Origin of the sequence: Pseudomonas marginalis, assembly GCF_900105325.1 — a bacterium.
GTDB classification, from domain to species: Bacteria; Pseudomonadota; Gammaproteobacteria; order Pseudomonadales; family Pseudomonadaceae; genus Aquipseudomonas; species Aquipseudomonas marginalis.
Genome location: NZ_FNSU01000004.1, coordinates 603,547 through 626,210, shown reverse-complemented (window position 1 = coordinate 626,210; position 22,664 = coordinate 603,547). Strand labels below are relative to the sequence as shown.

Sequence of the window (22,664 nt, the reverse complement as noted above, 5' to 3'; positions counted from 1 at the left end):
ACCGCGGAGCGCCTTCGATGTTGAAACCTGCGAAGAAACTGCAAAAAGTCCTGATCGCCAACCGCGGCGAGATCGCGCTGCGTATCCTGCGCGCCTGTAAGGAAGAGGGCATCAAGACCGTCGCTGTTTACTCGACGGCCGATACCGAATTGATGCACGTGAAACTGGCGGACGAGAGCATCTGCATCGGCCCGCCACTGGCCACGAACTCGTACCTGAAAGTCTCGAACATCATCGCCGCCGCTGAAGTGACCGGCGCTGATGGCATCCACCCGGGCTACGGCTTCCTCGCGGAAAACGCCGATTTCGCCGAACAGGTGGAAAAATCCGGGTTTGCCTTCATCGGCCCGAAAGCCGAAACCATTCGCCTGATGGGCGACAAGGTCTCGGCCAAGGACGCCATGATCGCCGCCGGCGTGCCAACCGTTCCTGGCTCCGACGGCCCACTGCCTGAAGACGAGGAAACCGCACTGCGCATTGGTCGCGAAGTCGGCTACCCGGTGATCATCAAGGCCGCCGGTGGCGGTGGTGGTCGCGGCATGCGCGTGGTGCATAAGGAAGAAGAGCTGATCGAAGCGGCCAAGCAGACTCGCTCCGAAGCGGCTGCCTGGTTCGGCAACCCGATGGTCTACCTGGAGAAGTACCTGACCAACCCACGTCATGTGGAAGTGCAGGTACTGTCCGACGGCCAGGGCCACGCCATCCACCTGGGCGATCGCGATTGCTCGCTGCAACGTCGTCACCAGAAGGTGTTGGAAGAAGCCCCGGCACCGGGCCTGGATGAAAAAGCGCGTCAGGAAGTCCTGGCCCGCTGCGTCAAGGCGTGCATCGACATCAACTACCGTGGCGCCGGTACCTTCGAGTTCCTCTACGAGAACGGCCGTTTCTACTTCATCGAGATGAACACTCGTGTGCAGGTAGAGCACCCGGTGTCGGAGATGGTCACCGGTATCGACATCGTCAAGGAGATGCTGAGCATCGCCGCCGGCAACGTGCTGTCCTTCACCCAGGACGACGTGAAGATCCACGGCCACTCCCTGGAGTGCCGGATCAACGCCGAAGACCCGAAGACCTTTATCCCAAGCCCTGGCCTGGTCAAGCATTTCCACGCGCCCGGCGGCAACGGCGTACGTGTGGATTCGCACCTGTACAGCGGCTACAAGGTTCCGTCCAACTACGACTCGCTGATCGGCAAGCTGATCACCTGGGGCGCGACCCGCGACGAGGCCATGGCCCGTATGCGCAATGCCCTGGACGAAATCGTGGTCGACGGCATCAAGACCAACATCCCGCTGCACCGGGACCTGGTTCGTGATGAAGGCTTCTGCGAAGGTGGTGTGAACATTCACTACCTGGAACACAAGCTGGCCAACCAGTAAGTGTTCCACCCAACAAAGCCGCCTTCGGGCGGCTTTGTTGTTTCTGCACACCTGTTTTCCAGGATGCACACCGCCCCTCCCACATTTGGTCCGCATTCACTCAGTAATGTCGTCTTATGCTGTTCGCTCGCGTAAACTTGCGCGCTTTCGCAGCCTACCCCGCTGCACACTCATTTTTTTCAAAGGTGCCCGCCATGCCTTGGCTGCAAGTCCGTCTCGCCATCAGCCCAGAACAAGCCGAAACCTACGAAGACGCGTTCCTCGAAGTGGGCGCCGTCTCGGTGACCTTCATGGACGCCGAAGACCAGCCGATCTTCGAACCCGAGCTGAATACCACCCCGCTGTGGTCCCACACCCATCTGCTGGCCCTGTTCGAAGACGGCACCGATGCCGCCGCCGTACTGGCCCATATGGAATTGCTCACCGGCAGCCCGTTGCCCGAGCATCACAGCGAAATCATCGAAGATCAGGACTGGGAACGCAGCTGGATGGACAACTTCCAGCCGATGCGCTTCGGCCAACGCCTGTGGATCGTGCCGAGCTGGCATGCCGCCCCGGAGCCGAACGCGGTCAACCTGCTGCTGGATCCGGGCCTCGCATTCGGCACTGGCACCCACCCCACCACCGCGCTGTGCCTGGAGTGGCTGGACGGCCAGGACCTGACGGACAGCCACGTGCTGGATTTCGGCTGCGGCTCGGGGATCCTGGCGATTGCCGCCCTGTTGCTGGGCGCCAAGGAAGCCGTGGGCACCGACATCGACGTGCAGGCCCTGGAAGCGTCCCGCGATAACGCCGGGCGCAACAACATTCCTGAAGGCAAATTCCCGCTCTACCTGCCGCAGGATTTGCCCCAGGTGCAGGCCGACGTGCTGGTCGCCAATATCCTCGCCGGCCCGCTGGTGTCCCTGGCGCCACAACTGTCGAGCCTGGTCAAGCCGGGCGGGAGCCTGGCGCTGTCGGGCATCCTCGCCGAGCAGGGCGAAGATGTCGCCGCCGCCTACGCCAAGGATTTCGAGCTGGATCCGATCGCTAACCGTGATGGCTGGGTACGCATCAGCGGGCGTCGGCGCTAGAATGAGCGCTTGCCTGAATCGGATGGCCGCATGACCGACAGTTTCGTCACCCAGTGCCCGCATTGCCAAACCCGCTTTCGCGTCAACCACGCCCAATTGAGCGTGGCTCGCGGCGTGGTTCGCTGCGGCTCGTGCCTGCAAGTCTTCAACGCTGCCCGCCAGCTGCTGGAGCAGCGCGCCCAGGCGCCTGCGCCGGAGCAACCGGCCACGATCGAGCCCGTGCGCGAAGCCGCGCCTGAGCCGCAGCGGGCAATCAGCCAGAAGCAGTGGAGCGCCGAAGAGCTGGACCTGGACAACCTGGATCTGGACAAGGAACTGGCCAAGCTGGAACGCCGCGAGATTCAGCACACGCTGCCCGTGGGCGCGGAACGCCGCCAGCCCGGTGCCGACCGTCGGCAGAAAGAAGACGCTCTCAGCGCCAGCCGCGAAACCGTCAAGGCCGAAGAAGAAAAATGGGCCGCCAGCCTGTTCAGCGAACCGCCTGGAGAACGCGCCAACGCTTCCGAAGACGAACCTGAACCGGCCAAAGCCCCTGCGACCAGGCAGCGCACCGAGCCCTCCATGTCGTTGCACCTCGACGATGAGCCTGCGCTGCGCTCAACCCCGGAAGATGAACACTCCGACCCGCCGTTCACGCCCCTGACAGCGGCAGCGGATGAAGCGGAGCCCGAAGAGCGTGTGCAATCCCATCGCAAGCGCCCACGCCCCGAGGCCGGCGTCCATGACGACCTGCTCCAGGACCTGGAAGACGACCCTCTGCACCTGTACGCGCAAAAACGCCCGCAGGGCCTGGGCCGTCGCCTGATCTGGATACTGCTGGTACTGATCGCCGCCGCCGGCCTGGCTGCGCAGTACATTGCCTATCAGTTCGACGATCTGGCCCGCCAGGACGCTTACCGCCCATGGTTCCAGCAACTGTGCCCCACACTGGGCTGCACGGTGCCGTCGCGGGTCGATATCGCCCATATCAAGAGCAGTAACCTGGTGGTACGCAGCCACCCGGAGTTCGCCGGGGCGCTGGTGGTGGATGCGATCATCTATAACCGCGCGACGTTCTCCCAGCCCTTTCCGCTGCTGGAACTGCGTTTCGCCGACCTCAACGGCAACCTGATTGCCAGTCGTCGCTTCAAGCCCGCCGAATACCTGAGCGGCGAGTTGGCCGGGGTGAGCGAAATGCCATCACAAACCCCGATCCATATCTCCCTGGATATCCTCGATCCGGGCAATAAAGCCGTGAATTACAGCCTGAGCTTCCACTCGCCCGAGTGAATCGGCCTACGCACCGTCGCTTGACGGTGGAGTATTGACTGGGCCCCGCCCATCCAAACCGGCGGCGATAAAGAAATAACTGTTCAGATTTTATCCAATTCAGCCTTTATCCAGTCATCGAGAGCGGGTATCATGCCAACCCTTTTTCGAACTCTAATGATCCGGCCCCACAACAGGGAAGTCCTATGTCGGCGGTACGCATCGGCCCATATACATTGCAGAATGGCTTGATTCTCGCCCCGATGGCGGGCGTCACCGACCAGCCCTTTCGTCAGCTGTGCAAGCGTTTGGGCGCGGGTCTAGTAGTCTCGGAAATGGTCACCAGCGACATGAGCTTGTGGAACACCCGCAAATCGCGGATGCGCATGATCCACGAAGGTGATCCCGAGCCCCGCTCGGTCCAGATCGCCGGGGGTGATGCGCAGATGCTGGCGGATGCGGCCCGGGCCAACGTGGCGTTGGGCGCACAGATCATCGATATCAACATGGGCTGCCCGGCCAAGAAGGTCTGCAACAAGGCCGCCGGTTCCGCGCTGTTGAAAGATGAGCAGTTGGTTGCCGAGATCCTGCAGGCCGTTGTTGCCGCAGTGGATGTGCCGGTGACCCTGAAGATTCGTACCGGTTGGGACCGGGACAACAAGAACGGCCTGACGGTGGCGAAGATCGCCGAACAGGCAGGCATTACAGCGCTGGCGGTGCATGGTCGCACCCGCGCCGACCTTTACACCGGTGAAGCCGAGTACGACACCATCGCCGCGATCAAGCAGGCGGTGTCGATGCCGGTATTTGCCAATGGCGACATCGACTCGGCCGAAAAAGCCCGGCGCGTGCTGCACGCCACCGGTGCCGATGGTGTGTTGATTGGCCGGGCCGCCCAGGGGCGGCCGTGGATTTTTCGTGAGGTCGAGCATTTCCTGCGTACGGGTGAAGTCCTGCCGGCGCCGGAACTGGTCGAGGTGGAACGTATTCTGCTAGAGCATCTGGCTGCACTTCACACCTTCTATGGAGAGGTGATGGGCGTGCGTATTGCTCGCAAGCATGTGGGTTGGTATCTCGCAACCCTGCCAGGCGCCAGGGAGTTTCGCGCCGGGTTCAATCGTTTGGATGAAACGCAAGCACAGGTCACCGCCGTTCGTGAGTTTTTTGCCGAACGAGACAAGAGCCTGAGAGCAGGGGACGGAGAATGGGTGGCCGCATGACGATGATGACCGAGACTTTAGTGAGTGGAACAACACCCGTGAGCGACAACGTCAATTTGAAACAGCACCTCAACACGCCGAGCGAAGAAGGCCAGACCCTTCGCGGGAGTGTCGAGAAGGCGCTGCATAATTATTTCGCCCACCTTGAGGGCGCTTCCGTCACGGACGTGTACAACCTGGTGCTCTCCGAAGTCGAGGCGCCCCTGCTCGAAAGCGTGATGAACTACGTCAAGGGCAACCAGACCAAAGCCAGTGAGCTGCTGGGCCTCAACCGTGGCACCTTGCGCAAAAAGCTCAAGCAATACGATTTGCTGTAAGCATTCAATCAAACCAGAAAGGCGCCCGCGTAAAACCGGTCGCCTTTTTTGCTGACTCCTTTGCTTTTGATGGAAATTGAAATGACCGACCAGACTACCCGCCTGCCGATCCGCCGCGCCTTGATCAGCGTCTCCGACAAGACCGGGATCCTCGAATTTGCCCGGGAGCTGGAAGCCCTGGGCGTGGAAATCCTCTCCACGGGCGGGACCTTCAAGCTGCTGCAGGACAACGGCGTGGCCGCAGTGGAAGTGGCGGACTACACCGGTTTCGCAGAAATGATGGACGGTCGCGTCAAGACCCTGCACCCGAAAATCCACGGCGGCATCCTCGGCCGTCGCGGCATCGACGACGCCATCATGACCGAGCACGGCATCAAGCCGATCGACCTGGTGGCCGTCAACCTCTACCCGTTCGAAGCCACCATCAACAAGCCGGGCTGCGACCTGCCGACCGCCATCGAAAACATCGATATCGGCGGCCCGACCATGGTTCGCTCGGCGGCCAAGAACCATAAAGACGTGGCCATCGTGGTCAACGCCGGCGACTACGCCCACGTGCTGGAAAGCCTGAAAGCCGGCGGCCTGAGCTACGCCCAGCGTTTCGACCTGATGCTCAAGGCGTTCGAACACACCGCCGCCTATGACGGCATGATCGCCAACTACATGGGCACCGTGAACCAGGCCGCCGAAACCCTGAGCACAGAAGGCCGCAGCCAGTTCCCGCGCACCTTCAACAGCCAGTTCATCAAGGCCCAGGAAATGCGCTACGGCGAGAACCCGCACCAGAGCGCGGCGTTCTACGTGGAAGCCAAGCCTGCCGAAGTGGGCATCGCCACTGCGACCCAACTGCAAGGCAAAGAACTGTCCTACAACAACGTGGCCGACACCGACGCCGCGCTGGAGTGCGTGAAGAGCTTCGTCAAGCCGGCCTGCGTGATCGTCAAGCACGCCAACCCGTGCGGCGTGGCCGTGAGCCCGGACGCTGAGGGCGGCATCCGCCAGGCGTACGAACTGGCATACGCCACCGACACCGAATCGGCCTTCGGCGGCATCATCGCCTTCAACCGTGAACTGGATGCAGAGACGGCCAAGGCCATCGTCGAGCGTCAGTTCGTCGAAGTGATCATCGCCCCTTCCGTGAGCGAAGAAGCCCGCGCCATCGTGGCCGCCAAAGCCAATGTGCGCCTGCTGGCCTGCGGCGAGTGGTCGGCTGAACGTGCCGCTGCCTGGGACTACAAGCGCGTCAACGGCGGCCTGCTGGTACAGAGCCGCGACATCGGCATGATCGGCAGCGCAGACCTCAAGGTAGTGACCAAGCGCGCCCCGACCGAGCAAGAGATCAACGACCTGATCTTCGCCTGGAAAGTGGCCAAGTACGTTAAATCCAACGCCATCGTCTACGCCAAGAACCGCCAGACCATCGGTGTCGGCGCTGGCCAGATGAGCCGCGTGAATTCGGCGCGTATCGCCGCGATCAAGGCCGAGCATGCCGGTTTGCAGGTGGCCGGCTCGGTGATGGCGTCGGATGCATTCTTCCCGTTCCGTGATGGCCTGGACAACGCCGCGAAAGCCGGCGTGACTGCCGTGATCCAACCGGGTGGCTCGATGCGTGATGCCGAGGTGATCGCCGCTGCTGATGAAGCCGGCATTGCCATGGTCTTCACCGGCATGCGCCACTTCCGTCACTGATCCAAATGTGGGAGGGGCTTTTTGTGGTGAGCGGGCTTGCCCCGCGCTGAGCTGCGCAGCAGCCCCACTGGATCTCCAGTGAACACAGCGGGGGGCAAGCCCCCTCACCACAAAAAGCCCCTCCCACATTTAAAAGCGCTCCAGCGGCGCCTACAGAATTTGAGGTTTTTGAAATGAATGTTTTGATCATTGGCAGCGGTGGCCGTGAACACGCCCTGGCCTGGAAAGTTGCCCAGGACCCACGGGTCCAGAAAGTCTTCGTCGCCCCCGGCAATGCCGGTACCGCCATCGAAGCCAAGTGCGAAAACGTCGCCATCGACGTACTGGCCCTTGAGCAACTGGCCGACTTCGCCGAGAAAAACGTCTCCCTGACCATCGTCGGTCCGGAAGTGCCATTGGTTGCCGGTGTCGTAGACCTGTTCCGCAGCCGCGGCCTGGATTGCTTCGGCCCAACCGCCGGCGCCGCCCAGCTGGAAGGCTCGAAAGCCTTCACCAAGGATTTCCTGGCGCGCCACAAGATCCCGACGGCCGACTACCAGAACTTCACCGAGATCGAGCCCGCCCTGGCCTACCTGCGTGAAAAAGGTGCGCCGATCGTGATCAAGGCCGACGGCCTGGCCGCCGGTAAAGGCGTGATCGTCGCCATGACCCTGCAGGAAGCCGAAGACGCCGTGCGTGACATGCTCGCCGGTAACGCCTTTGGTGACGCGGGTTCGCGCGTCGTCATCGAGGAATTCCTCGACGGCGAAGAAGCCAGCTTTATCGTGATGGTCGACGGCAAGAACGTGCTGCCGATGGCCACCAGCCAGGACCACAAACGCGTCGGCGACGCCGACACTGGCCCGAACACGGGCGGCATGGGTGCCTACTCCCCTGCCCCGGTGGTGACCGCCGACGTGCACCAGCGCGTGATGGACCTGGTGATCTGGCCGACCGTGCGCGGCATGGCCGATGAAGGCAATGTGTACACCGGCTTCCTCTACGCCGGACTGATGATCGACAAAGCCGGTAACCCGAAAGTCATCGAGTTCAACTGCCGCTTCGGCGACCCGGAAACCCAGCCGGTGATGCTGCGCCTGCAATCGAGCCTGGTGCTGCTGGTGGAAGCCGCGCTGGCCCAGGCCCTGGACAAGGTTGAAGCGCAGTGGGATCCACGTCCGAGCGTCGGCATTGTGCTGGCCGCCGGTGGCTACCCGGCCGACTACGCCAAGGGCGATGTGATTGAAGGCCTGGACGCGGCGGCCACCTTGGAAGGCAAGGTGTTCCATGCGGGCACCGCGCTCAAGGACGGCAAGGTCGTGACCGCCGGAGGCCGTGTGCTGTGCGCCACCGCCATGGGTGCCAGCGTCGACGCCGCACAGCAACAGGCGTACAAGCTGGCCGCAAAAATCGACTGGCAAGGCTGCTTCTACCGCACGGACATCGGCTACCGCGCCATTGCCCGTGAACGTGGCGAAAGCCAGTAACGCTAGCTATCCGTTCGGTTAGGCAAGGGCTTCTGGCCCTTGCCGTATACAGGCCTCCCCGCGCATAGTTAACCGTGCATCAACCTACGAAGGGATTTCGCCGTGCGCTGGCTCAGGATCGCCATAGGTTTTACTGTCAGTCTGCTGACGCTGCTCTGCCTGTTCCCGGCCCAGGCCGCCGCGCAAGGCAGTGGCTGGGCAGTATTGCTTGATGAACAGGCCGACCTGCAGCTGAGCGACATCCGTTCCTCGCGCTACACCAATCAATTCAGCCCCATCGAACTGGACCGCATTACCGCCGCGGAACCGGACGGTGCGTTGTGGGTACGTTTCAAGCTGCAACCCGGCAAGCACGAGCAGGTGCTGCGGGTATTCGCCCCGGACCTGGCGCACCTGAGCCTCTATGTGCTGGACGGCGACACCCTGATCGAGCAACAAAGCAGCGGTAACCGCCAGCCCCAGGCGGAACGCCCGCTGCCCAGCAACGACTTCATGCTGCCGATGCCCCAGAGCCAACAGACCCTCGACGTCTACCTGCGCCTGGTTTCCGAGCACGAACTGCGCCCCTATATCACCCTGGAACCGGCCGTGCTGGCCGCCGCCGACCAGACCCAGACATTGATCTACGGCCTGCTGTTCGGCTGCCTGCTGATGCTGATCCTGCACAACCTCACGCGCTTCGCTTACCACCGCTCGCGCAGCAGCCTGTGGCTGGCGGCCTGCGAACTGCTGCTGATGCTCAGCCTGGCGCTGCTGCTCAACCTGGTAGGCCCATGGCTGCCGAACTGGCACGCGGTCCAGACCCCGGGCGCCTACCTGGCCCTGCTGCTGACAGCGCCCTGCGGGCTGATGTTTGCCTATCGCTTCTTCATGCCCCTGGGTCCGCACCCGCTGAACAAGCTGTTGATGGCCGACATCCTGTTTATCGTGCTGTGCGGCCTGCTGCTGTTGTTCGTCAGTACCCTGCCGCTGAACATCATCACCTACGCGCTGGTGGCCCTGGCGGGCCTGAGCATGCTGTTTGTCTCGGCGTATCACTGGCAGAAAGGCTATCGCCCGGCGCGCTTGTTCGTGGCGGGCATGGTGGTGTTCAACATCGGCACGCTGATCATTCTCCCGGCCTTGCTGGGGCTGACGATGGTGTCGCCCCAGGGGTTGATCGTCACATTGCTGGCCTTCATCTGCCTGAGCGGCCTGTTGATGAGCCTGGCCCTGGGCGAGCGCCAGCGCGCGATTGTCGAGGCCCGCTTCAGCCTCAGCCGCGACCTGGCCGCCAGCAATGCCGAGATCGCCGCCAAGGCCGAATTCCTGGCCAAGATCAGCCACGAAATCCGCACCCCCATGAACGGCGTGCTGGGCATGACCGAACTGCTGCTGGGCACGCCACTGTCGGTGAAACAGCGCGACTACGTGCAAACCATCCACAGCGCCGGTAACGAGCTGCTGACATTGATCAACGAGATCCTCGACATCTCCAAGCTCGAATCCGGGCAGATCGAGCTGGATGACGTGCAATTCGACCTCAATGCGCTGATCGAAGACTGCCTGAGCATCTTCCGCGCCAAGGCCGAGCAGCAGAACGTCGAGTTGATCAGCTTCATCCAGCCACAGGTGCCCCGCGTCATCAGCGGCGATCCGACCCGCCTGCGCCAGGCGCTGTTGAGCCTGCTGGAAAACGCCCTGCACAAAACCGACGAAGGCGAAGTGCTGATCGTCGTCGCCCTGGATGACCGCAGCACCAAGCCGCGCCTGCGCATTGCCGTGCAGGACAGCGGCCTGCCAATGGAAGCCGCTGAACGCGAGGCCCTGCTGCACAGCGAACTGCACAGCAAGAACTTCCTCTCGGCCACCCGCTTGAGCGGCCACCTGGGCCTGGTGATCGCGCGCCAGCTGATCCTGTTGATGAACGGTGAGTTCGGCATCAAGAGCGGCAGCCATCAGGGCAGCACGTTATGGCTGACCCTGCCGCTGGACCCGGAACGCCTGGAACACCCTACCTCCGACCTCGACGGCCCGCTCAAAGGCGCGCGCGTGCTGGTGGTGGACGACAACGATACGTGCCGCAAAGTGTTGGTGCAGCAATGCTCGGCCTGGGGCCTGAATGTCAGCGCCGTGCCGTCGGGTAAAGAGGCCTTGGCCTTGCTGCGCACCAAGGCGCACCTGCGCGATTACTTCGATGTGGTGCTGCTGGACCAGAACATGCCCGGCATGACCGGCATGCAACTGGCGGCGAAGATCAAGGAAGACCCGAGCCTGAACCACGACATCCTGCTGATCATGCTCACCGGCATCAGCAATGCGCCGAGCAAGATCATCGCGCGTAACTGCGGGATCAAGCGCATCCTCGCCAAGCCGGTTGCCGGTTACACCCTCAAGACCACCCTGGCCGACGAGTTGACCCAACGCAGCAAAGGTGGCGTGCAGCCCCGTCCGCCCCTCAGCGTCCCGGCGGCGGTGACCGTGCCCAGCGACTTCAGGATCCTGGTGGCCGAAGACAACAGCATCTCCACCAAAGTGATTCGCGGCATGCTCGGCAAGCTCAACCTCGACCCGGATACCGCCAGCAACGGTGAGGAAGCCCTCGAGGCGATGAAGGCCCAGCGTTATGACCTGGTGTTGATGGACTGTGAGATGCCGGTTCTCGATGGTTTCTCGGCTACCCAGCAACTGCGGGCGTGGGAAGTCAGCCACCAGCGCATTCGCACACCCGTGGTAGCGCTCACGGCGCATATCCTCTCGGAGCACAAAGAACGCGCACGCCAGGCGGGGATGGACGGGCACATGGCCAAGCCGGTGGAGTTATCACAATTGCGTGAGCTGGTGGAGTTCTGGGTGGCGCAGCGTCAACAACGGCCTGAACACGCCCCGTCCTGACTTTAAATGCAATTCCAATGTGGGTGGGGGCTTGCTTCAGTCAAGAGCGAACACTGTAACTGACTGGCATTAGGGCGAGCCCCCTCCCACATTTGATCTCTGGCGCCTGATAGACTCTCCACACTTTCCCCGCCTGCGAGCCCCCCCATGCTCCACGTGTTATTCAGCGTTTACCTGAAGATGCTGGTGCTCTACAGCCCGTTCTTCGTGCTGTCCTGCTTTATCAGCCTGACCCGTGGTTATTCGAGCAAAGAGCGGCGGCGCCTGGCCTGGAAAGTAGCGCTGGCGACCCTGGTGTCGAGCGTGTTGCTCTACCTGTTCGGCCGGGTGATCTTCAGCGTGTTCGGCATCACCGTGGATGCCTTTCGCATCGGCGCCGGCAGTGTGCTGTTTATCTCCGCCCTGGGCATGGCCCAGGGCAAGTCGGCCGTGCAGACCGACAATGTGCAGCAGGACGTGACCATCGTGCCGCTGACCATTCCCCTCACGGTCGGCCCCGGCACCATCGGTGCGCTGTTGGTCATGGGCGTCAGCCAACCGCACTGGGATGACAAGATCACGGCCATCCTCAGCATCGCCCTGGCCAGCCTCACGGTCGGTGTGGTGCTGTACCTGTCCAACCGTATCGAACGGATTCTCGGTGACCAGGGCCTGCAGATTGTCAGTCGGTTGATGGGATTGTTCGTGTGTGCCCTCGCCGCGCAAATCATCTTTACCGGGGTGCGCGGCTACCTGGTGCCTTAGATCCGGTATTTGGCAATCGCCGACTGCACCTTGTCGCCCGCGCTCTCGCGCATCAGTTGGAGGGTTTTTTCGTTGACCATCGAGGTATTCAGCACCAGGCAGGTCTGCCCGCTGAAGGCCTCGAACGAGGAACTGTCCCACTCCAGAAACGGCAGCCCCACCTGTTTGTTCACGCCTTGGGTGCTGTACGTCACCAGCACCATCATCAATTCGCCGTCGGTTTCGGCGCAGGATGCCAGGCCGAAATCACCGCCCTGGTGCACCGTACTGTTGCGCTTGAACAGTTCGAAAGAACTCGGTTGCTGCTTCAGTGCCTCCAGCGCATCGGCCGCCAGTTTCGGCAGCGCCGTAACCAGCGGTCCCGAAACCGACACCCCCGCCAGTATCGCGGTGATGATATTCAACGCCGCCAGTTGCACGGTCAGGCCCTTGCCCGACTGTGAGACCCGCTCGAAACTGCTGCGCACCGGCAGCCAGCCCAGGCTGATCATCACCTTGATAAATTCGTCGTACCAGGCCTCGGTACCTCGCTGGATCTTCAATACATCGCTGACGTAGCCGCTGGCCAGCAGATAGCTTTTGCGGATGTATTCCCGGTTCAACCCGGACAGCCCCTCGGCAAACGAAATCACGCTGTTGTTGACTACCGCCGCGTTGCAGTCGTCCTCCGTGTCAAGCGGCAATGAGGGCTGCGCACCTCGCGCCCTCGGCAATGTGTAGCGCGCAATCAACTTGCGCCGTTTTGTGTTGTTGATCCTTCTGTGATGTCGCTCCATTTCAGTTCTCCACAAACACCCCGGCTCGGGGCTTGTGTCCACACTAGTCCAGTCAGCGGCGGCTCTTCCATGCCACAAACATCGCTTGCCGGCACGCGGCAAAAAACGCTGCCCAGCAATGACAGGGCGCCCCTCGGGGCCTTCCGGCTTTCGTCACTCAAAAAAGAAAAAGCCCCGAGCAACAGCAGGTGATCACCCATTGTCATTCGGAGCTTTCGTGCAGCCACCCAAGCGTTTTCAGGAGGCAGGCTTTGCACCGTACCAGCGCGGCGTGTACACCCATTCACCGCCATCGGCGCGAGGGAATGTGCAGGTAGTGGATGAGCCGACCAGCACCATGGTGCGCATGTCCACCTGGTCTGGCGTGAGTTGCCCGAGGGTGGTGACGCGCAGGGTCTGGCCGGGGCGACCGATATCGCGACCCAGCACCACCGGGGTCTCAGGCGTGCGGTGTTGCGCGACTATTTCCAGGGCGCGCCCCAGCTGCCAAGGCCGCGAACGCGAAATCGGGTTGTAGAACGCCAGGGCCAGGTCGGCCTGGGACGCGAGGTCCAGGCGCTTTTCGATGATCGACCAGGGCTTGAGGTTGTCCGACAGCGACATCACGCAAAAGTCGTGGCCCAACGGCGCGCCGGCCTGGGCCGCGGTGGCCAGGGAGGCCGAAACCCCCGGCAGGATTTCCAGGTCGACCTGATGCCACGCCGGATCGCCGGACTCGTGCAACGCCTCGATCACCGCCGCCGCCATGGCGAAGACGCCCGGGTCGCCGGACGACACCACCACCACCGAACGCCCCTGGGCGGCCAGCTCGAAGGCGTGGCGGGCGCGCTGCATCTCTTCGCGGTTATCGGTGCAATGCTGTACCTGATCGTCACGGAACGGCCCGGCCATGCGCACATAGGTTTCATAGCCCAGCACATCGGTGCAGCGCGCCAGTTCGGCCTTGACCGCCGGCACCATCAGCTCGGCGGCGCCAGGGCCCAGGCCAATCACGGCAAGGCGGCCACGGCGGCGGCCGACCTGGGCCAGGTCCAGCGGTTGATCAGCCACCTCGATGACAATATCGGCAGCCTGGGTAACGCCGCCAAAGCGCAGCGGCACGCCCAACGCCGACGCGGCTTCGTGCAACGACGGGTCAGCCATCTGCGTATCGCTGGCCAACAGGCACGCCAGGGATTGCACGGCAATGCCCGCCTCGTGCAAGGCCGCGCGCACACGCTCGGCCAACTGCGTACCCGGCTTGCAGGTCACGCACACCGTCTTTGGATAGATCAGCAACTCGTTGGCGGAAGGCACACGCTCGGCACTGCCCACGTGAATGGCTAGATGCGCTTGCTGGTCCTGGGGCAAATTCGCCTGGTCCAACCACGGCGCCGCGCCTTCGATGCGCACGCTTTCGCCGGCCAGCAGGTCGGACACGAAGCGCTTGCCCAGCTCCAGGTCCGCCAGCTCATAACCCGCAGGCGGGTTGAGCAGGCAGGTGCCGAAACGCAACTCGCCACTGGTGGTGATCGCCGCAGTGACACCCAGCGCCGCCGCGATGTCCCGTGCCATGACGTTCACCCCGCCAAGACCACCGAGCAACGGCACCACGGCGCTGCCATCTTCCGCCACGGCCAGCACGGCGGGTTCTTCGCCTTTCTCCAGCAGCAGCGGCGCCAGGGTGCGGATCACGATGCCGGCGGCACACAGGGCGATCAGCGGCGTGCCCTGCTGGTAGAGCTGACGCAGGGTCGCGCCGAATTCGCCGTAAGGCTGGTCCGCCCCCTCAACCCGCCCGGCCAGGCCGTGGATCAGTGCCCCAGGGTAAACCTGCTGGATCCTGCGCGCGGTGGCCAGGCTGCCCTGGCCCAGAATGACAATCGCCGGGTTCATCAACCTTGCCACCTTTCACCCGGCACGATGATCAGCGAGAAGTACGGCGAAGACATCGGCTCCACCTGGTCCAGCGCCACGATTTTCTGGTTGGCCATGGTCGCGCGCTCCACATACAGCGCGCGCTCGGCCAGGCCAAGTTCTTCGAGTACCTGGCGCACCTTGGGGAAGTTGCGCCCCAGCTTCATGATCACCGCCGCGTCAGCATCCGCCAGGCGGCGCTTGAGGTCTTCGTGGGGCAATACGCCCGACAGCACCGACAGGCTCTGGTTGCGATACACCAACGGCGCGCCCAGCACCGAGGCGCCGCCAAGCATCGAGCACACACCGGGGATAACCTGGGCTTCGTAGCGCTCGGCCAAGCGGTCATGCAAATACATATAGGAGCCGTAGAAGAACGGATCGCCTTCACAGATCACCGCCACGTCGCGACCGGCGTCCAGGTGCACGGCCACCTCGACACTGGCGGTGTCGTAGAAGTCGCTGATCACTTGTTCATAGGACAACGGCGCCGGCAGCGCTTCGGTGGTTACCGGGTACACCAGCGGCATCAGGGTTTGTTGCGGCACCAGGTGGTCTTCGATGATGCCGAAGGCGTTACCCTTCTTGCCCTTGGCCACGAAATAGGCCACCACCGGCGATTCGCGCAGCAGGCGCAGGGCCTTGAGGGTAATCAGTTCCGGGTCGCCGGGGCCGACGCCCAGGCCGATCAAACGTCCGCGTGCCGGCATTATTCGACCTCCGTGGCGAGCGCATTCACCGCCGCCGCGGCCATGGCACTGCCGCCCAGGCGGCCCTGCATGATCACGAACGGTACGCCACGGCTGTCCGCCGCCAGCATCGCCTTGGATTCGGCAGCGCCGACAAAGCCGACCGGGAAGCCGAGGATCAACGCCGGTTTCGGTGCCCCCGCGTCAAGCATTTCCAGCAGGTAGAATAACGCGGTCGGCGCGTTGCCGATTACCACCACGCTACCTTCCAGGTGCGGACGCCACAGCTCCAGGGCCGCAGCGGAGCGGGTATTGCCCAGCTCCCGCGCCAACTCCGGCACGCTGTCGTCGCGCAGGGTGCAGATCACCGGGTTGTTGGCGGGCAGGCGCGCACGGGTCACGCCTTCGGAGACCATCCGCGCATCACACAGAATCGGCGCGCCAGCGGCCAGCGCATCGCGCCCGGCCTTACCCGCACCTTCGGAGAACTGCAGGCCGTCGATGGCCTCGACCATGCCGCAGGCATGGATCACCCGCACCGCGAGTTTCTCCAGGTCGGCCGGGATACGCTCCAACTTGGCTTCCGCGCGAATAATGGCGAAGGAGTTGCGATAGATCTCCTGACCGTCGCGGATGTAATCAATCATCGGTGTTGCTCCGTGGGTGAGCGCGCAGCAAGGCGCCCGCCGCTTCAATGGAAAGGGTGCGTGCGCGCAGCCGGCCGAAACCGGGGTGGGCTGCATCGCGAAAATACAGGTCGTAGTGGCCGGGGCTCACCGCCAGCAAGGTGACCGGCGCGATATGTGCGGCGGCGCAGGAACGTGGGCAGCCGGACAGGTGCACGTCATGGCCGGGATGCAGCGCGGCCAAGCGCACGGCGTCGGCCTTGGTGTCGGCGAGGGCTTTGGCGCAGCCGCTGGAACCGGTGCAGGCGATCACGCGGGCCAAGGGTTGGTCGACGGTGCAGAGGAAGCCCAGTTGCGCCAGGCGTTGGGTCACGGCGTGAGGTTTTTCGACGTTGGGCAGTAACACACCTTGCCAGGGGGTGAAGCGCAAGGTGCCGTCGCCATATTCGCTGGCGAGCTGCGCCACGCCTGTGAGCATCGTCGAATCCAGGCGCCCCAAGGGTGCGATGGCCGCGACGTAGAATTGATTGCTTTGAGCCTGTGGATAACTCCCGAGGTGCAGCAAAGCGCCGCTGGGCGGGCGTTTGAAGCCATCGGCCGGCAGCAGCGGCAGGCTGAGGCGGCTCAACAACTTATCCACAGCCAGGTGGCGCATGCGGGTTTGCTCGGGGGTGGCGAGGTCAAGAAACGCCTCCAGCACTGCCACCACCAACCCATGACCCTGTGCCAACGGCACGGCGGCCAACGGTGCATCCAATCCTGGACAACCTGCCAGGCCGAACGCGAGGAGTGTCTCGCCATTGCGTACGAACGCCGACAGCCACAGATCATGATGATGCTCGAGCATCGCCAGGGCCTCACCGCCATCCAGTTGCACGGCGAACTTGGCCGACAGCTCATGGAAACGCGGACGGTTTTGCAGGGTGGCGAGGATCTGCTCGGCCAGCGGCCGGGTGTCGAACAGCATCTGCGGGTCGATACCGGCGCTGGGGCTGAGCATCAGGTTGCGCACGTCATCGCCAGCGGCGTTACTCGGGCCCAGATCGGCGGCCAGCAGCATGGCGATCAAGGCGTCTTGCTCGGCACCGATCCCACGTATCTGCAGGTTGGCGCGGTTGGTCGCCTCGATCACCCCGCCCGCATAGGCCTGGGCCGCGTCCGCCACGGCACGGGCCTGGGCGGCGCTGATCGAGCCACCGGCCAGTTTGATCCGGCAGATGCCGCCATCCAACGCCTGGACGATACGCAGCAACCCCGGACAAGCCGAGGGGCGCAAGGTATTCACAGCGGGCGTTGGGTTCACGGGGCTACCGGTTGACGGGTAAAGGCGCGGTATTATGCCTGCTTTGTCCGGCGGCATGAAAAGCCTGCCCGTCGGATGTCGCTCAAGGAATTGATATGTCGCCCTGGCTGACGGTTGTAGGCATCGGTGAAGACGGCTTCAAGGGGCTGGGCAGGAATGCCCGGCATGCCCTGTTGCGCGCTTCGCGGATTATAGGTGGCCAGCGCCAGTTGGACCTGTTGCCGGTGTGTATTCGCGGTGAGCGCCAGGTGTGGCCGAGCCCGTTCTCCCTGGAACCGGTACTGGCGCGGCGTGACGAGCCTGTGTGCGTGCTGGCCAGTGGTGACCCGATGTTTTATGGCGTGGGGGCCAGCCTGGCGCGACAGGTGGCGGCTGAAGAACTGCTGGTTTTACCGGCGCCGTCGTCGGTGTCGTTGGCGGCGGCGCGGCTGGGCTGGCCGTTGCAGGAGGTGGTGACGCTGTCCGTAGTGGCACGGCCAGTGGCGGCGATCAATGCGCATCTGGCCACAGGTGTGCGTTTATTGGTACTGAGTAATGACGGCGGCAGTCCCGCGTTGATTGCTGCGTTGTTGGCTGAATCCGGGTTTGGGCCCAGCCGATTGACAGTATTTGAACACCTGGGCAGCGCGAATGAGCGGCGCATCGACGGTTTGGCTGAGGATTGGCAGCACGCCTGTGTCGCCGATTTGAACCTGGTCGCCATCGACTGCCTGGCCTCCAGCGACACACCACGTCTGTCGCGCCTCGCTGGCTTGCCCGATTCCGCCTTCCAGCACGACGGCCAACTGACCAAACGCGATGTGCGCGCCATGACCCTCGCCCGCCTCGCCCCGATGCCCGGCGAACTGCTGTGGGACGTGGGTGCGGGCAGCGGCTCCATCGGTATCGAATGGATGCGCGCCCATCCGAGCTGCCGAGCATTGGCAATTGAAGCAGACGAAGGCCGCCAGAGCCTTATTGAACACAATCGCGACGCCCTCGGCGTGCCCGGTTTGCAGTTGATTCGTGGCAAAGCCCCGGAAGCGTTGCACGGCCTTACAGCTCCCGACGCCATCTTCATCGGCGGCGGCGTCACCCGCGACGGTGTGCTCGACACCTGTTGGCAACACCTGCGCCCCGGCGGTCGGTTGGTGGCCAATGCCGTCACCCTGCAAAGTGAAATGACCTTGATGAACTGGCGCGCGGCGCATGGCGGCGAACTGACGCGCATCCACGTCGCTCAGGCCCAGCCACTGGGTGAGTTCGATACGTGGCGGCAGGCGCTTCCAATCACCCTGCTGGAAGTGGTCAAGCCGCGATGAAACGCATCCTGCTGCTGGGCGGTGTGACCGAAGCGCTGGCTATCGCGCGCACCTTGGGGCCGGAGCATATCTACAGCCTGGCGGGTGTGGGGCGTGTGCCTACCGATCTTACCTGCCAAGTGCGTGTCGGCGGTTATGGCGGCGCCGAAGGGTTGGCGCAGTTTGTTCGCGACGAACAGATCAGCCTGATCCTCGATGCGACCCATCCGTATGCGGCGCAGATCAGCCAGAACGCCGCGCTGGCGGCGCAGTTGTGCGGTGTCCCCTGCTGGGCGTTGCGCCGACCGGCGTGGCAGCCGCAGGCCGGCGATGACTGGCGGGAGGTCAGTGACTGGGCTGAATTGATCGACGCCTTGAAACCCTTCAAGCGTCCGCTGTTCACCTTGGGTCGCGAGCCATTGCAGCATCTCGACGAAATCCCCGCCGAGCAGTTCTGGACGTTGCGCGCGCTGGATGTGTATCCGGGCAATGAGCGGTGTGAAGTGATCGGCGCGCGCGGGCCGTTTCTGATCGAAGACGAACGCTCGCTGTTTGAACGGCGGGGGATTGATGTGCTGATCAGCAAGAACAGTGGCAGCACCGCCACTGAGCCGAAGCTGGAAGTGGCGCGGGAACGGGGGGTGCCGGTGTTGGTGTTGAAGCGGCCGGTATTGGCGGCGGTGGATCGGGAGCTTTTGTCGCCCGCAGAAACAATCGATTCGTTGGCAGATTTCATTCGATAGATCAGGATCATCCGCCACCCTCTATCCAATCTATTTTGTTACCTCAAGGGACGGCGATGAACCCACAACACGAAGTGCTAAACTCCAGGAACAGTTCAAGCCAGGCCCAACGGTATTCAGGAGCTGACATGATAGAAGTTAAAGAAGCCGTACAAGTCGCCAAGGCGGTCGCAAACGACTTTCTCGGGCAAGAAACAGCACTACAAGACCTGATGCTTGAGGAAGTAGAGTTAGACCCAGACAATAAAACCTGGGCAATAACACTGGGCTTCAATGTCCCCAACCCTAATAACTATGAAAGGCTAGGCGCATCTTTAGCCGGACAAATGCATGCAAGAAAATACAAAACATTCATCATCGACTCGGAGACTGGCGAGTTCCGCTCCATGAAGATCCGCGAAGTATGATCGAAGCCTACATCAAGCAATACCGAAGAAAAGGAATCATCGTTGATACTAACTTGCTGCTTCTGGCACTGATAGGAGGAACGTCCAGCATCGTGGAGTTCAAGAGAACACGCGGCTACAGCGATGCAGACTATCAACTTTTGCTCAAAGTGATTGACCAGTTCGAAAAACTTGTTTCAACCCCTCACATTCTCGCTGAAGTCAGCAACCTGACAAATGGACTTCATGGAAACAAGCTGCGCGATTTTTATGCAACGTTAAAAAACTCACTATCAACAATAATCGAAGTCCATCATCCAGCCTTGGATATAAGTCGCGATTATGAGCTGTCACCCTACGGCCTTACCGACGTTGGCATTGTTGCCGCAGCAAAAGATAACTATCTGGTTTTGACTGACGATCTCAGAGTCGCTGGGTTTGCTCATCAGCACTGCGTAGATGTCGTCAACTTCAATCATATACGGGAAGCCAGCTGGGAGGTCTAAGACCTGCCACACGATCATTCCCACACATATGCGCAGGAACGATCGCTCATCGAACTTGTTAACTACTCGCGGCGGTTGCCTGCCCTGCGCCTTCGTGCACCCTGTCAGCGAGCAATTGTGCCAGCTCGATCAACTGCGCAACGCCCAGTAATTCCTCGCGTGGTGCGCCTTCCAGGTTAAAGGCAAGGTCGCAACTCAGCGCGTTGGCCGAAGCAAGTGTTTCACTGAGGTTGACCAGCAGGTCTTCGGTGCTGATGCCATCGGCCACGGTGAAGAGCCGAACGGGGGGATTTGGGGTGGGTTTGATCATTGTGAAGCTCCTTAGAAAGGTGGAGCTGCCACTGATTCGCCGCGACGCGATAGGGTGGCAGCTGTACGCAGGTTCGCGGACCGGTCTAAGGCATCCCGGCATACCCGAAGGTATCCCGCGCACAGCCACCATTTAGCCGCACAGTAGACGATAAAAAAGCATCAACTGAAAGCAGGCGATAGCGCTTTTGCTCTTAGAAAACCCGGGCCGCGACGCCCGTCCGCCGCGTTGGCAGCGGTGCACGGAGACTAGAGATCAAGCGTCCTAGGGACAACCTCAAAGGCTTGTCGGAAATTTCTTTTTAGACGAATAGCCAACCGGACATCCATCTATCAGGCTTGACCGTCGAAAGGCGAATGCCCCTACAAATACTTCCGAACAAGCTGGCTGGCTCAGCCAAAAGCCCCCGCCCTAACCTCCCCCCTCGCGGTTTCGCGTCAGCCATCCGCGAGGGGGACGCCTGCTTTTTGCAGCGCGTCGAAACTTGCCAACATGTATCCCAAGGAATACGATCCGAGGTGATTCACTTCAAGAGATCTGATGAGTTTCAGGAATGGCTTTATTCGCTACGCAGTAAACCCGTCCATGGACGTGTGCTTACAAGATTGGACAACGCAAGAATGGGCAATTTTGGAGACTGCGAAAACGTCGGAAATGGCGTATCCGAAATGCGCATCCACTATGGTCCTGGATACCGGGTGTACTTCAAGCGTATAGGTGAGGTGGTTTATCTACTGTTGATAGGTGGCGATAAATCAACGCAAAAACGCGACATCGAGCGAGCTAAAGAAATTGCCGAAGAATTTGAGAAAAAGGAGTGACCCATGACTCAATTTAAAGATTTCGACATAGCCGAGCATCTGACGACTCCTGAGGACATGGCGGAGTATCTCGAAGCTTCTTTCGAAGAGGATTCTGGTGACGGATTGCTGATTCGTTCAGCGCTCAACAACATCGCCCGCGCCCAAGGCATGACCCAAATTGCTCGCGACGCCGGCCTCGGAAGAGAAAGTCTATACAAAGCCCTCTCCAGCACTGGCAATCCCGAGTTCGCGACTATCATGAAAGTCATGAAGGCGTTGGGCCTCAAGCTTCACGCTACAGCGATCTGATAGCACTGCGACACCAAACCACACCACCACTTTTTACTTATCCCCCCCGATCAGGCTAAATACCCGCCTGATCGTTTAACCCTACGGATTGTCCGCCATGGCCCGTCAACGCGTTGCAATTGCCTGGATCGCCTGCCTTGCAGTGCTGTTCAACGCCTTTGCCATGCCAATGGCCAGCGCGATACAGCAGTCCAAGGACCCCGTGCAGCAATTACTGTGGGGCAGTTTCTGTTCGTCCAATGGCGCCAGCCTGAAGACCATTGCCCTGGGCAAGCTGGAGATTCCGGCGCCGCAGCCGGACGATCATTCCACCATGCAGCATTGCTGGTGTTGCTCGGGCTCGGCGCCGTTGGTGGCGTTGCCGGGGCATGTGCCGCAGTTGTATCTCACGCGATTCGAGACGGTACAGCGTCAACCACACACACCATTGCAAACCCCAACCCCGCGCCAGCAATGGCCGAGCCTTAACCCCCGCGCCTCTCCGACGGCCTGATCTTCTTCGCAAGTGAACTGCGTTTAGAACCGTTCTGGAGAACTGCCATGCTTAAATCTTCCCTGCTTCTGGCTGCGTTGCTGCTGCCGGTGTTCAGTGCTGCCAATGCCGAAGACTACAAGGCCGGCGACCTGCTGGTCAGCGATCCCTGGTCCCAGGAATTGCCGCCCAACGCGCCCACCGTCGCCGCGTATTTCGTGATTCATAACACCGGTGCGACACCGGATCGCCTGCTCAGTGTCGACACGCCAGTGGCCGATAAGGCCGAGCTGCATGAGCATGTGATGCAGGGCGACTTGATGAAGATGCAGCAAGTCCCCAGCGTTGCCGTACCGGCCAAGGGTGACTTGACCTTCGCGCCCATGGCGTATCACGTCATGTTGCTGGGCCTCAAGGACCGCAGCCTGCTGGCCGATGGCAAGCAATTCCCGCTGACCCTGACCTTTGAAAAAGCCGGCAAGGTCGAGGTGGAAGTCTCGGTACAGAAAGTACCGCCGATGGTCGGCCACGAGCACAAGCACCCTCAATAGACTG

The 22,664-nt window shown here is 61.9% G+C and carries 23 protein-coding genes; 17 read left to right on the top strand and 6 right to left on the bottom strand.

The annotated features are described in order from the left end of the window. Positions 1-17: 17 nt before the first annotated feature. The 9 genes from accC (at position 18) to BLW22_RS33350 (ending at position 12,010) form a co-directional block, all read left to right on the top strand. Positions 18-1,379 (top strand): acetyl-CoA carboxylase biotin carboxylase subunit, encoded by a 1,362-nt coding sequence (gene accC / locus BLW22_RS33390; protein WP_027607998.1) that lies wholly within the window; start codon positions 18-20, stop codon positions 1,377-1,379. Between the two features lie 194 nt (positions 1,380-1,573). Next, entirely contained in the window at positions 1,574-2,452 is an 879-nt protein-coding gene (gene prmA, locus BLW22_RS33385; protein WP_074848652.1) for a 50S ribosomal protein L11 methyltransferase, read from the top strand. 30 nt (positions 2,453-2,482) lie between these two features. Continuing rightward, positions 2,483-3,721 (top strand): DUF3426 domain-containing protein, encoded by a 1,239-nt coding sequence (locus BLW22_RS33380; protein ID WP_065925561.1) that lies wholly within the window; start codon positions 2,483-2,485, stop codon positions 3,719-3,721. Between the two features lie 185 nt (positions 3,722-3,906). After that, complete coding sequence (dusB, locus tag BLW22_RS33375; protein ID WP_065925562.1) at positions 3,907-4,920, top strand: tRNA dihydrouridine synthase DusB; 1,014 nt, start codon at positions 3,907-3,909, stop codon at positions 4,918-4,920. Further along, a complete protein-coding gene (fis, locus tag BLW22_RS33370) occupies positions 4,917-5,237 on the top strand; it encodes a DNA-binding transcriptional regulator Fis (RefSeq protein WP_002555375.1) in 321 nt (106 codons plus the stop codon). The genes dusB and fis overlap by 4 nt, the downstream gene beginning before the upstream one ends. An 81-nt stretch (positions 5,238-5,318) precedes the next feature. Continuing rightward, a complete protein-coding gene (gene purH / locus BLW22_RS33365; protein ID WP_074848650.1) occupies positions 5,319-6,926 on the top strand; it encodes a bifunctional phosphoribosylaminoimidazolecarboxamide formyltransferase/IMP cyclohydrolase in 1,608 nt (535 codons plus the stop codon). A gap of 173 nt (positions 6,927-7,099) precedes the next feature. After that, on the top strand, positions 7,100-8,392 hold the full coding sequence (gene purD, locus BLW22_RS33360) for a phosphoribosylamine--glycine ligase (RefSeq protein WP_065925564.1): 1,293 nt from the start codon (positions 7,100-7,102) through the stop codon (positions 8,390-8,392). 102 nt (positions 8,393-8,494) lie between these two features. Next, a complete protein-coding gene (locus BLW22_RS33355; RefSeq protein ID WP_027607753.1) occupies positions 8,495-11,266 on the top strand; it encodes a hybrid sensor histidine kinase/response regulator in 2,772 nt (923 codons plus the stop codon). Positions 11,267-11,413: 147 nt separating this feature from the next. Further along, the gene (locus tag BLW22_RS33350; protein WP_003217330.1) at positions 11,414-12,010 is read left to right on the top strand and encodes a MarC family protein; all 597 of its coding nucleotides are present in this window, start codon (positions 11,414-11,416) and stop codon (positions 12,008-12,010) included. Here BLW22_RS33350 and BLW22_RS33345 read toward each other — a convergent pair. The 5 genes from BLW22_RS33345 to cobG all read right to left on the bottom strand — a co-directional run bounded on the left by BLW22_RS33345 (position 12,007) and on the right by cobG (position 17,357). Further along, the gene (locus BLW22_RS33345; protein ID WP_065925566.1) at positions 12,007-12,786 is read right to left on the bottom strand and encodes a hypothetical protein; all 780 of its coding nucleotides are present in this window, start codon (positions 12,784-12,786) and stop codon (positions 12,007-12,009) included. The genes BLW22_RS33350 and BLW22_RS33345 overlap by 4 nt on opposite strands. Positions 12,787-13,023: 237 nt before the next feature. Beyond that, a complete protein-coding gene (cobJ, locus tag BLW22_RS33340; protein WP_074848648.1) occupies positions 13,024-14,661 on the bottom strand; it encodes a precorrin-3B C(17)-methyltransferase in 1,638 nt (545 codons plus the stop codon). Beyond that, positions 14,661-15,392 (bottom strand): precorrin-2 C(20)-methyltransferase, encoded by a 732-nt coding sequence (locus tag BLW22_RS33335; protein WP_065925568.1) that lies wholly within the window; start codon positions 15,390-15,392, stop codon positions 14,661-14,663. Before BLW22_RS33335 ends, cobJ begins: the two co-directional genes overlap by 1 nt. Next, complete coding sequence (locus tag BLW22_RS33330; protein ID WP_065925569.1) at positions 15,392-16,018, bottom strand: precorrin-8X methylmutase; 627 nt, start codon at positions 16,016-16,018, stop codon at positions 15,392-15,394. The genes BLW22_RS33335 and BLW22_RS33330 overlap by 1 nt, the downstream gene beginning before the upstream one ends. Continuing rightward, entirely contained in the window at positions 16,011-17,357 is a 1,347-nt protein-coding gene (cobG, locus tag BLW22_RS33325; protein ID WP_074848646.1) for a precorrin-3B synthase, read from the bottom strand. Before cobG ends, BLW22_RS33330 begins: the two co-directional genes overlap by 8 nt. A gap of 38 nt (positions 17,358-17,395) precedes the next feature. Here cobG and cbiE point away from each other — a divergent pair, with 38 nt between their 5' ends. The 4 genes from cbiE to BLW22_RS33305 all read left to right on the top strand — a co-directional run bounded on the left by cbiE (position 17,396) and on the right by BLW22_RS33305 (position 20,215). Next, positions 17,396-18,601 (top strand): precorrin-6y C5,15-methyltransferase (decarboxylating) subunit CbiE, encoded by a 1,206-nt coding sequence (cbiE, locus tag BLW22_RS33320; protein ID WP_074848644.1) that lies wholly within the window; start codon positions 17,396-17,398, stop codon positions 18,599-18,601. Continuing rightward, the gene (locus BLW22_RS33315; protein ID WP_065925572.1) at positions 18,598-19,323 is read left to right on the top strand and encodes a cobalt-precorrin-6A reductase; all 726 of its coding nucleotides are present in this window, start codon (positions 18,598-18,600) and stop codon (positions 19,321-19,323) included. Before cbiE ends, BLW22_RS33315 begins: the two co-directional genes overlap by 4 nt. 128 nt (positions 19,324-19,451) lie before the next feature. Next, a complete protein-coding gene (locus BLW22_RS33310; protein WP_065925573.1) occupies positions 19,452-19,730 on the top strand; it encodes a hypothetical protein in 279 nt (92 codons plus the stop codon). After that, positions 19,727-20,215, top strand: coding sequence for a PIN domain-containing protein (locus BLW22_RS33305; protein ID WP_027607744.1), 489 nt, complete (start codon positions 19,727-19,729; stop codon positions 20,213-20,215). Before BLW22_RS33310 ends, BLW22_RS33305 begins: the two co-directional genes overlap by 4 nt. Positions 20,216-20,273: 58 nt before the next feature. Here BLW22_RS33305 and BLW22_RS33300 read toward each other — a convergent pair whose 3' ends face one another. After that, entirely contained in the window at positions 20,274-20,525 is a 252-nt protein-coding gene (locus BLW22_RS33300) for a DUF6124 family protein (protein ID WP_027607743.1), read from the bottom strand. Positions 20,526-21,043: 518 nt separating this feature from the next. Between BLW22_RS33300 and BLW22_RS33295 the strand changes: the two genes are divergently transcribed. The 4 genes from BLW22_RS33295 to BLW22_RS33280 all read left to right on the top strand — a co-directional run bounded on the left by BLW22_RS33295 (position 21,044) and on the right by BLW22_RS33280 (position 22,660). Continuing rightward, positions 21,044-21,346: a type II toxin-antitoxin system RelE/ParE family toxin gene (locus BLW22_RS33295; protein WP_074848642.1), complete on the top strand. Its 303-nt coding sequence runs from the start codon at positions 21,044-21,046 to the stop codon at positions 21,344-21,346. A gap of 3 nt (positions 21,347-21,349) precedes the next feature. Beyond that, positions 21,350-21,637: an addiction module antidote protein gene (locus tag BLW22_RS33290; protein ID WP_074848640.1), complete on the top strand. Its 288-nt coding sequence runs from the start codon at positions 21,350-21,352 to the stop codon at positions 21,635-21,637. A 97-nt stretch (positions 21,638-21,734) separates the two neighbouring features. Beyond that, a complete protein-coding gene (locus tag BLW22_RS33285; protein ID WP_074848638.1) occupies positions 21,735-22,130 on the top strand; it encodes a DUF2946 domain-containing protein in 396 nt (131 codons plus the stop codon). Between the two features lie 47 nt (positions 22,131-22,177). Beyond that, positions 22,178-22,660, top strand: coding sequence for a copper chaperone PCu(A)C (locus tag BLW22_RS33280; protein WP_074848636.1), 483 nt, complete (start codon positions 22,178-22,180; stop codon positions 22,658-22,660). The last annotated feature ends 4 nt before the right edge of the window (positions 22,661-22,664 follow it).

Excerpts from the sequence above, each read along its gene's own strand:
- BLW22_RS33310 (WP_065925573.1), top strand. The coding sequence starts at position 19,452 with ATGATAGAAGTTAAAGAAGCCGTACAAGTCGCCAAGGCGGTCGCAAAC.
- BLW22_RS33315 (WP_065925572.1), top strand. The coding sequence starts at position 18,598 with ATGAAACGCATCCTGCTGCTGGGCGGTGTGACCGAAGCGCTGGCTATC.
- cobG (WP_074848646.1), bottom strand. The coding sequence starts at position 17,357 with ATGCCGCCGGACAAAGCAGGCATAATACCGCGCCTTTACCCGTCAACC.
- accC (WP_027607998.1), top strand. The coding sequence starts at position 18 with ATGTTGAAACCTGCGAAGAAACTGCAAAAAGTCCTGATCGCCAACCGC.
- BLW22_RS33345 (WP_065925566.1), bottom strand. The coding sequence starts at position 12,786 with ATGGAGCGACATCACAGAAGGATCAACAACACAAAACGGCGCAAGTTG.
- BLW22_RS33290 (WP_074848640.1), top strand. The coding sequence starts at position 21,350 with ATGACTCAATTTAAAGATTTCGACATAGCCGAGCATCTGACGACTCCT.
- prmA (WP_074848652.1), top strand. The coding sequence starts at position 1,574 with ATGCCTTGGCTGCAAGTCCGTCTCGCCATCAGCCCAGAACAAGCCGAA.
- BLW22_RS33305 (WP_027607744.1), top strand. The coding sequence starts at position 19,727 with ATGATCGAAGCCTACATCAAGCAATACCGAAGAAAAGGAATCATCGTT.
- BLW22_RS33335 (WP_065925568.1), bottom strand. The coding sequence starts at position 15,392 with ATGCCGGCACGCGGACGTTTGATCGGCCTGGGCGTCGGCCCCGGCGAC.
- cbiE (WP_074848644.1), top strand. The coding sequence starts at position 17,396 with ATGTCGCCCTGGCTGACGGTTGTAGGCATCGGTGAAGACGGCTTCAAG.
- BLW22_RS33285 (WP_074848638.1), top strand. The coding sequence starts at position 21,735 with ATGGCCCGTCAACGCGTTGCAATTGCCTGGATCGCCTGCCTTGCAGTG.
- BLW22_RS33280 (WP_074848636.1), top strand. The coding sequence starts at position 22,178 with ATGCTTAAATCTTCCCTGCTTCTGGCTGCGTTGCTGCTGCCGGTGTTC.
- BLW22_RS33300 (WP_027607743.1), bottom strand. The coding sequence starts at position 20,525 with ATGATCAAACCCACCCCAAATCCCCCCGTTCGGCTCTTCACCGTGGCC.
- BLW22_RS33380 (WP_065925561.1), top strand. The coding sequence starts at position 2,483 with ATGACCGACAGTTTCGTCACCCAGTGCCCGCATTGCCAAACCCGCTTT.
- BLW22_RS33330 (WP_065925569.1), bottom strand. The coding sequence starts at position 16,018 with ATGATTGATTACATCCGCGACGGTCAGGAGATCTATCGCAACTCCTTC.
- fis (WP_002555375.1), top strand. The coding sequence starts at position 4,917 with ATGACGATGATGACCGAGACTTTAGTGAGTGGAACAACACCCGTGAGC.
- purH (WP_074848650.1), top strand. The coding sequence starts at position 5,319 with ATGACCGACCAGACTACCCGCCTGCCGATCCGCCGCGCCTTGATCAGC.
- cobJ (WP_074848648.1), bottom strand. The coding sequence starts at position 14,661 with ATGAACCCGGCGATTGTCATTCTGGGCCAGGGCAGCCTGGCCACCGCG.
- dusB (WP_065925562.1), top strand. The coding sequence starts at position 3,907 with ATGTCGGCGGTACGCATCGGCCCATATACATTGCAGAATGGCTTGATT.
- purD (WP_065925564.1), top strand. The coding sequence starts at position 7,100 with ATGAATGTTTTGATCATTGGCAGCGGTGGCCGTGAACACGCCCTGGCC.
- BLW22_RS33350 (WP_003217330.1), top strand. The coding sequence starts at position 11,414 with ATGCTCCACGTGTTATTCAGCGTTTACCTGAAGATGCTGGTGCTCTAC.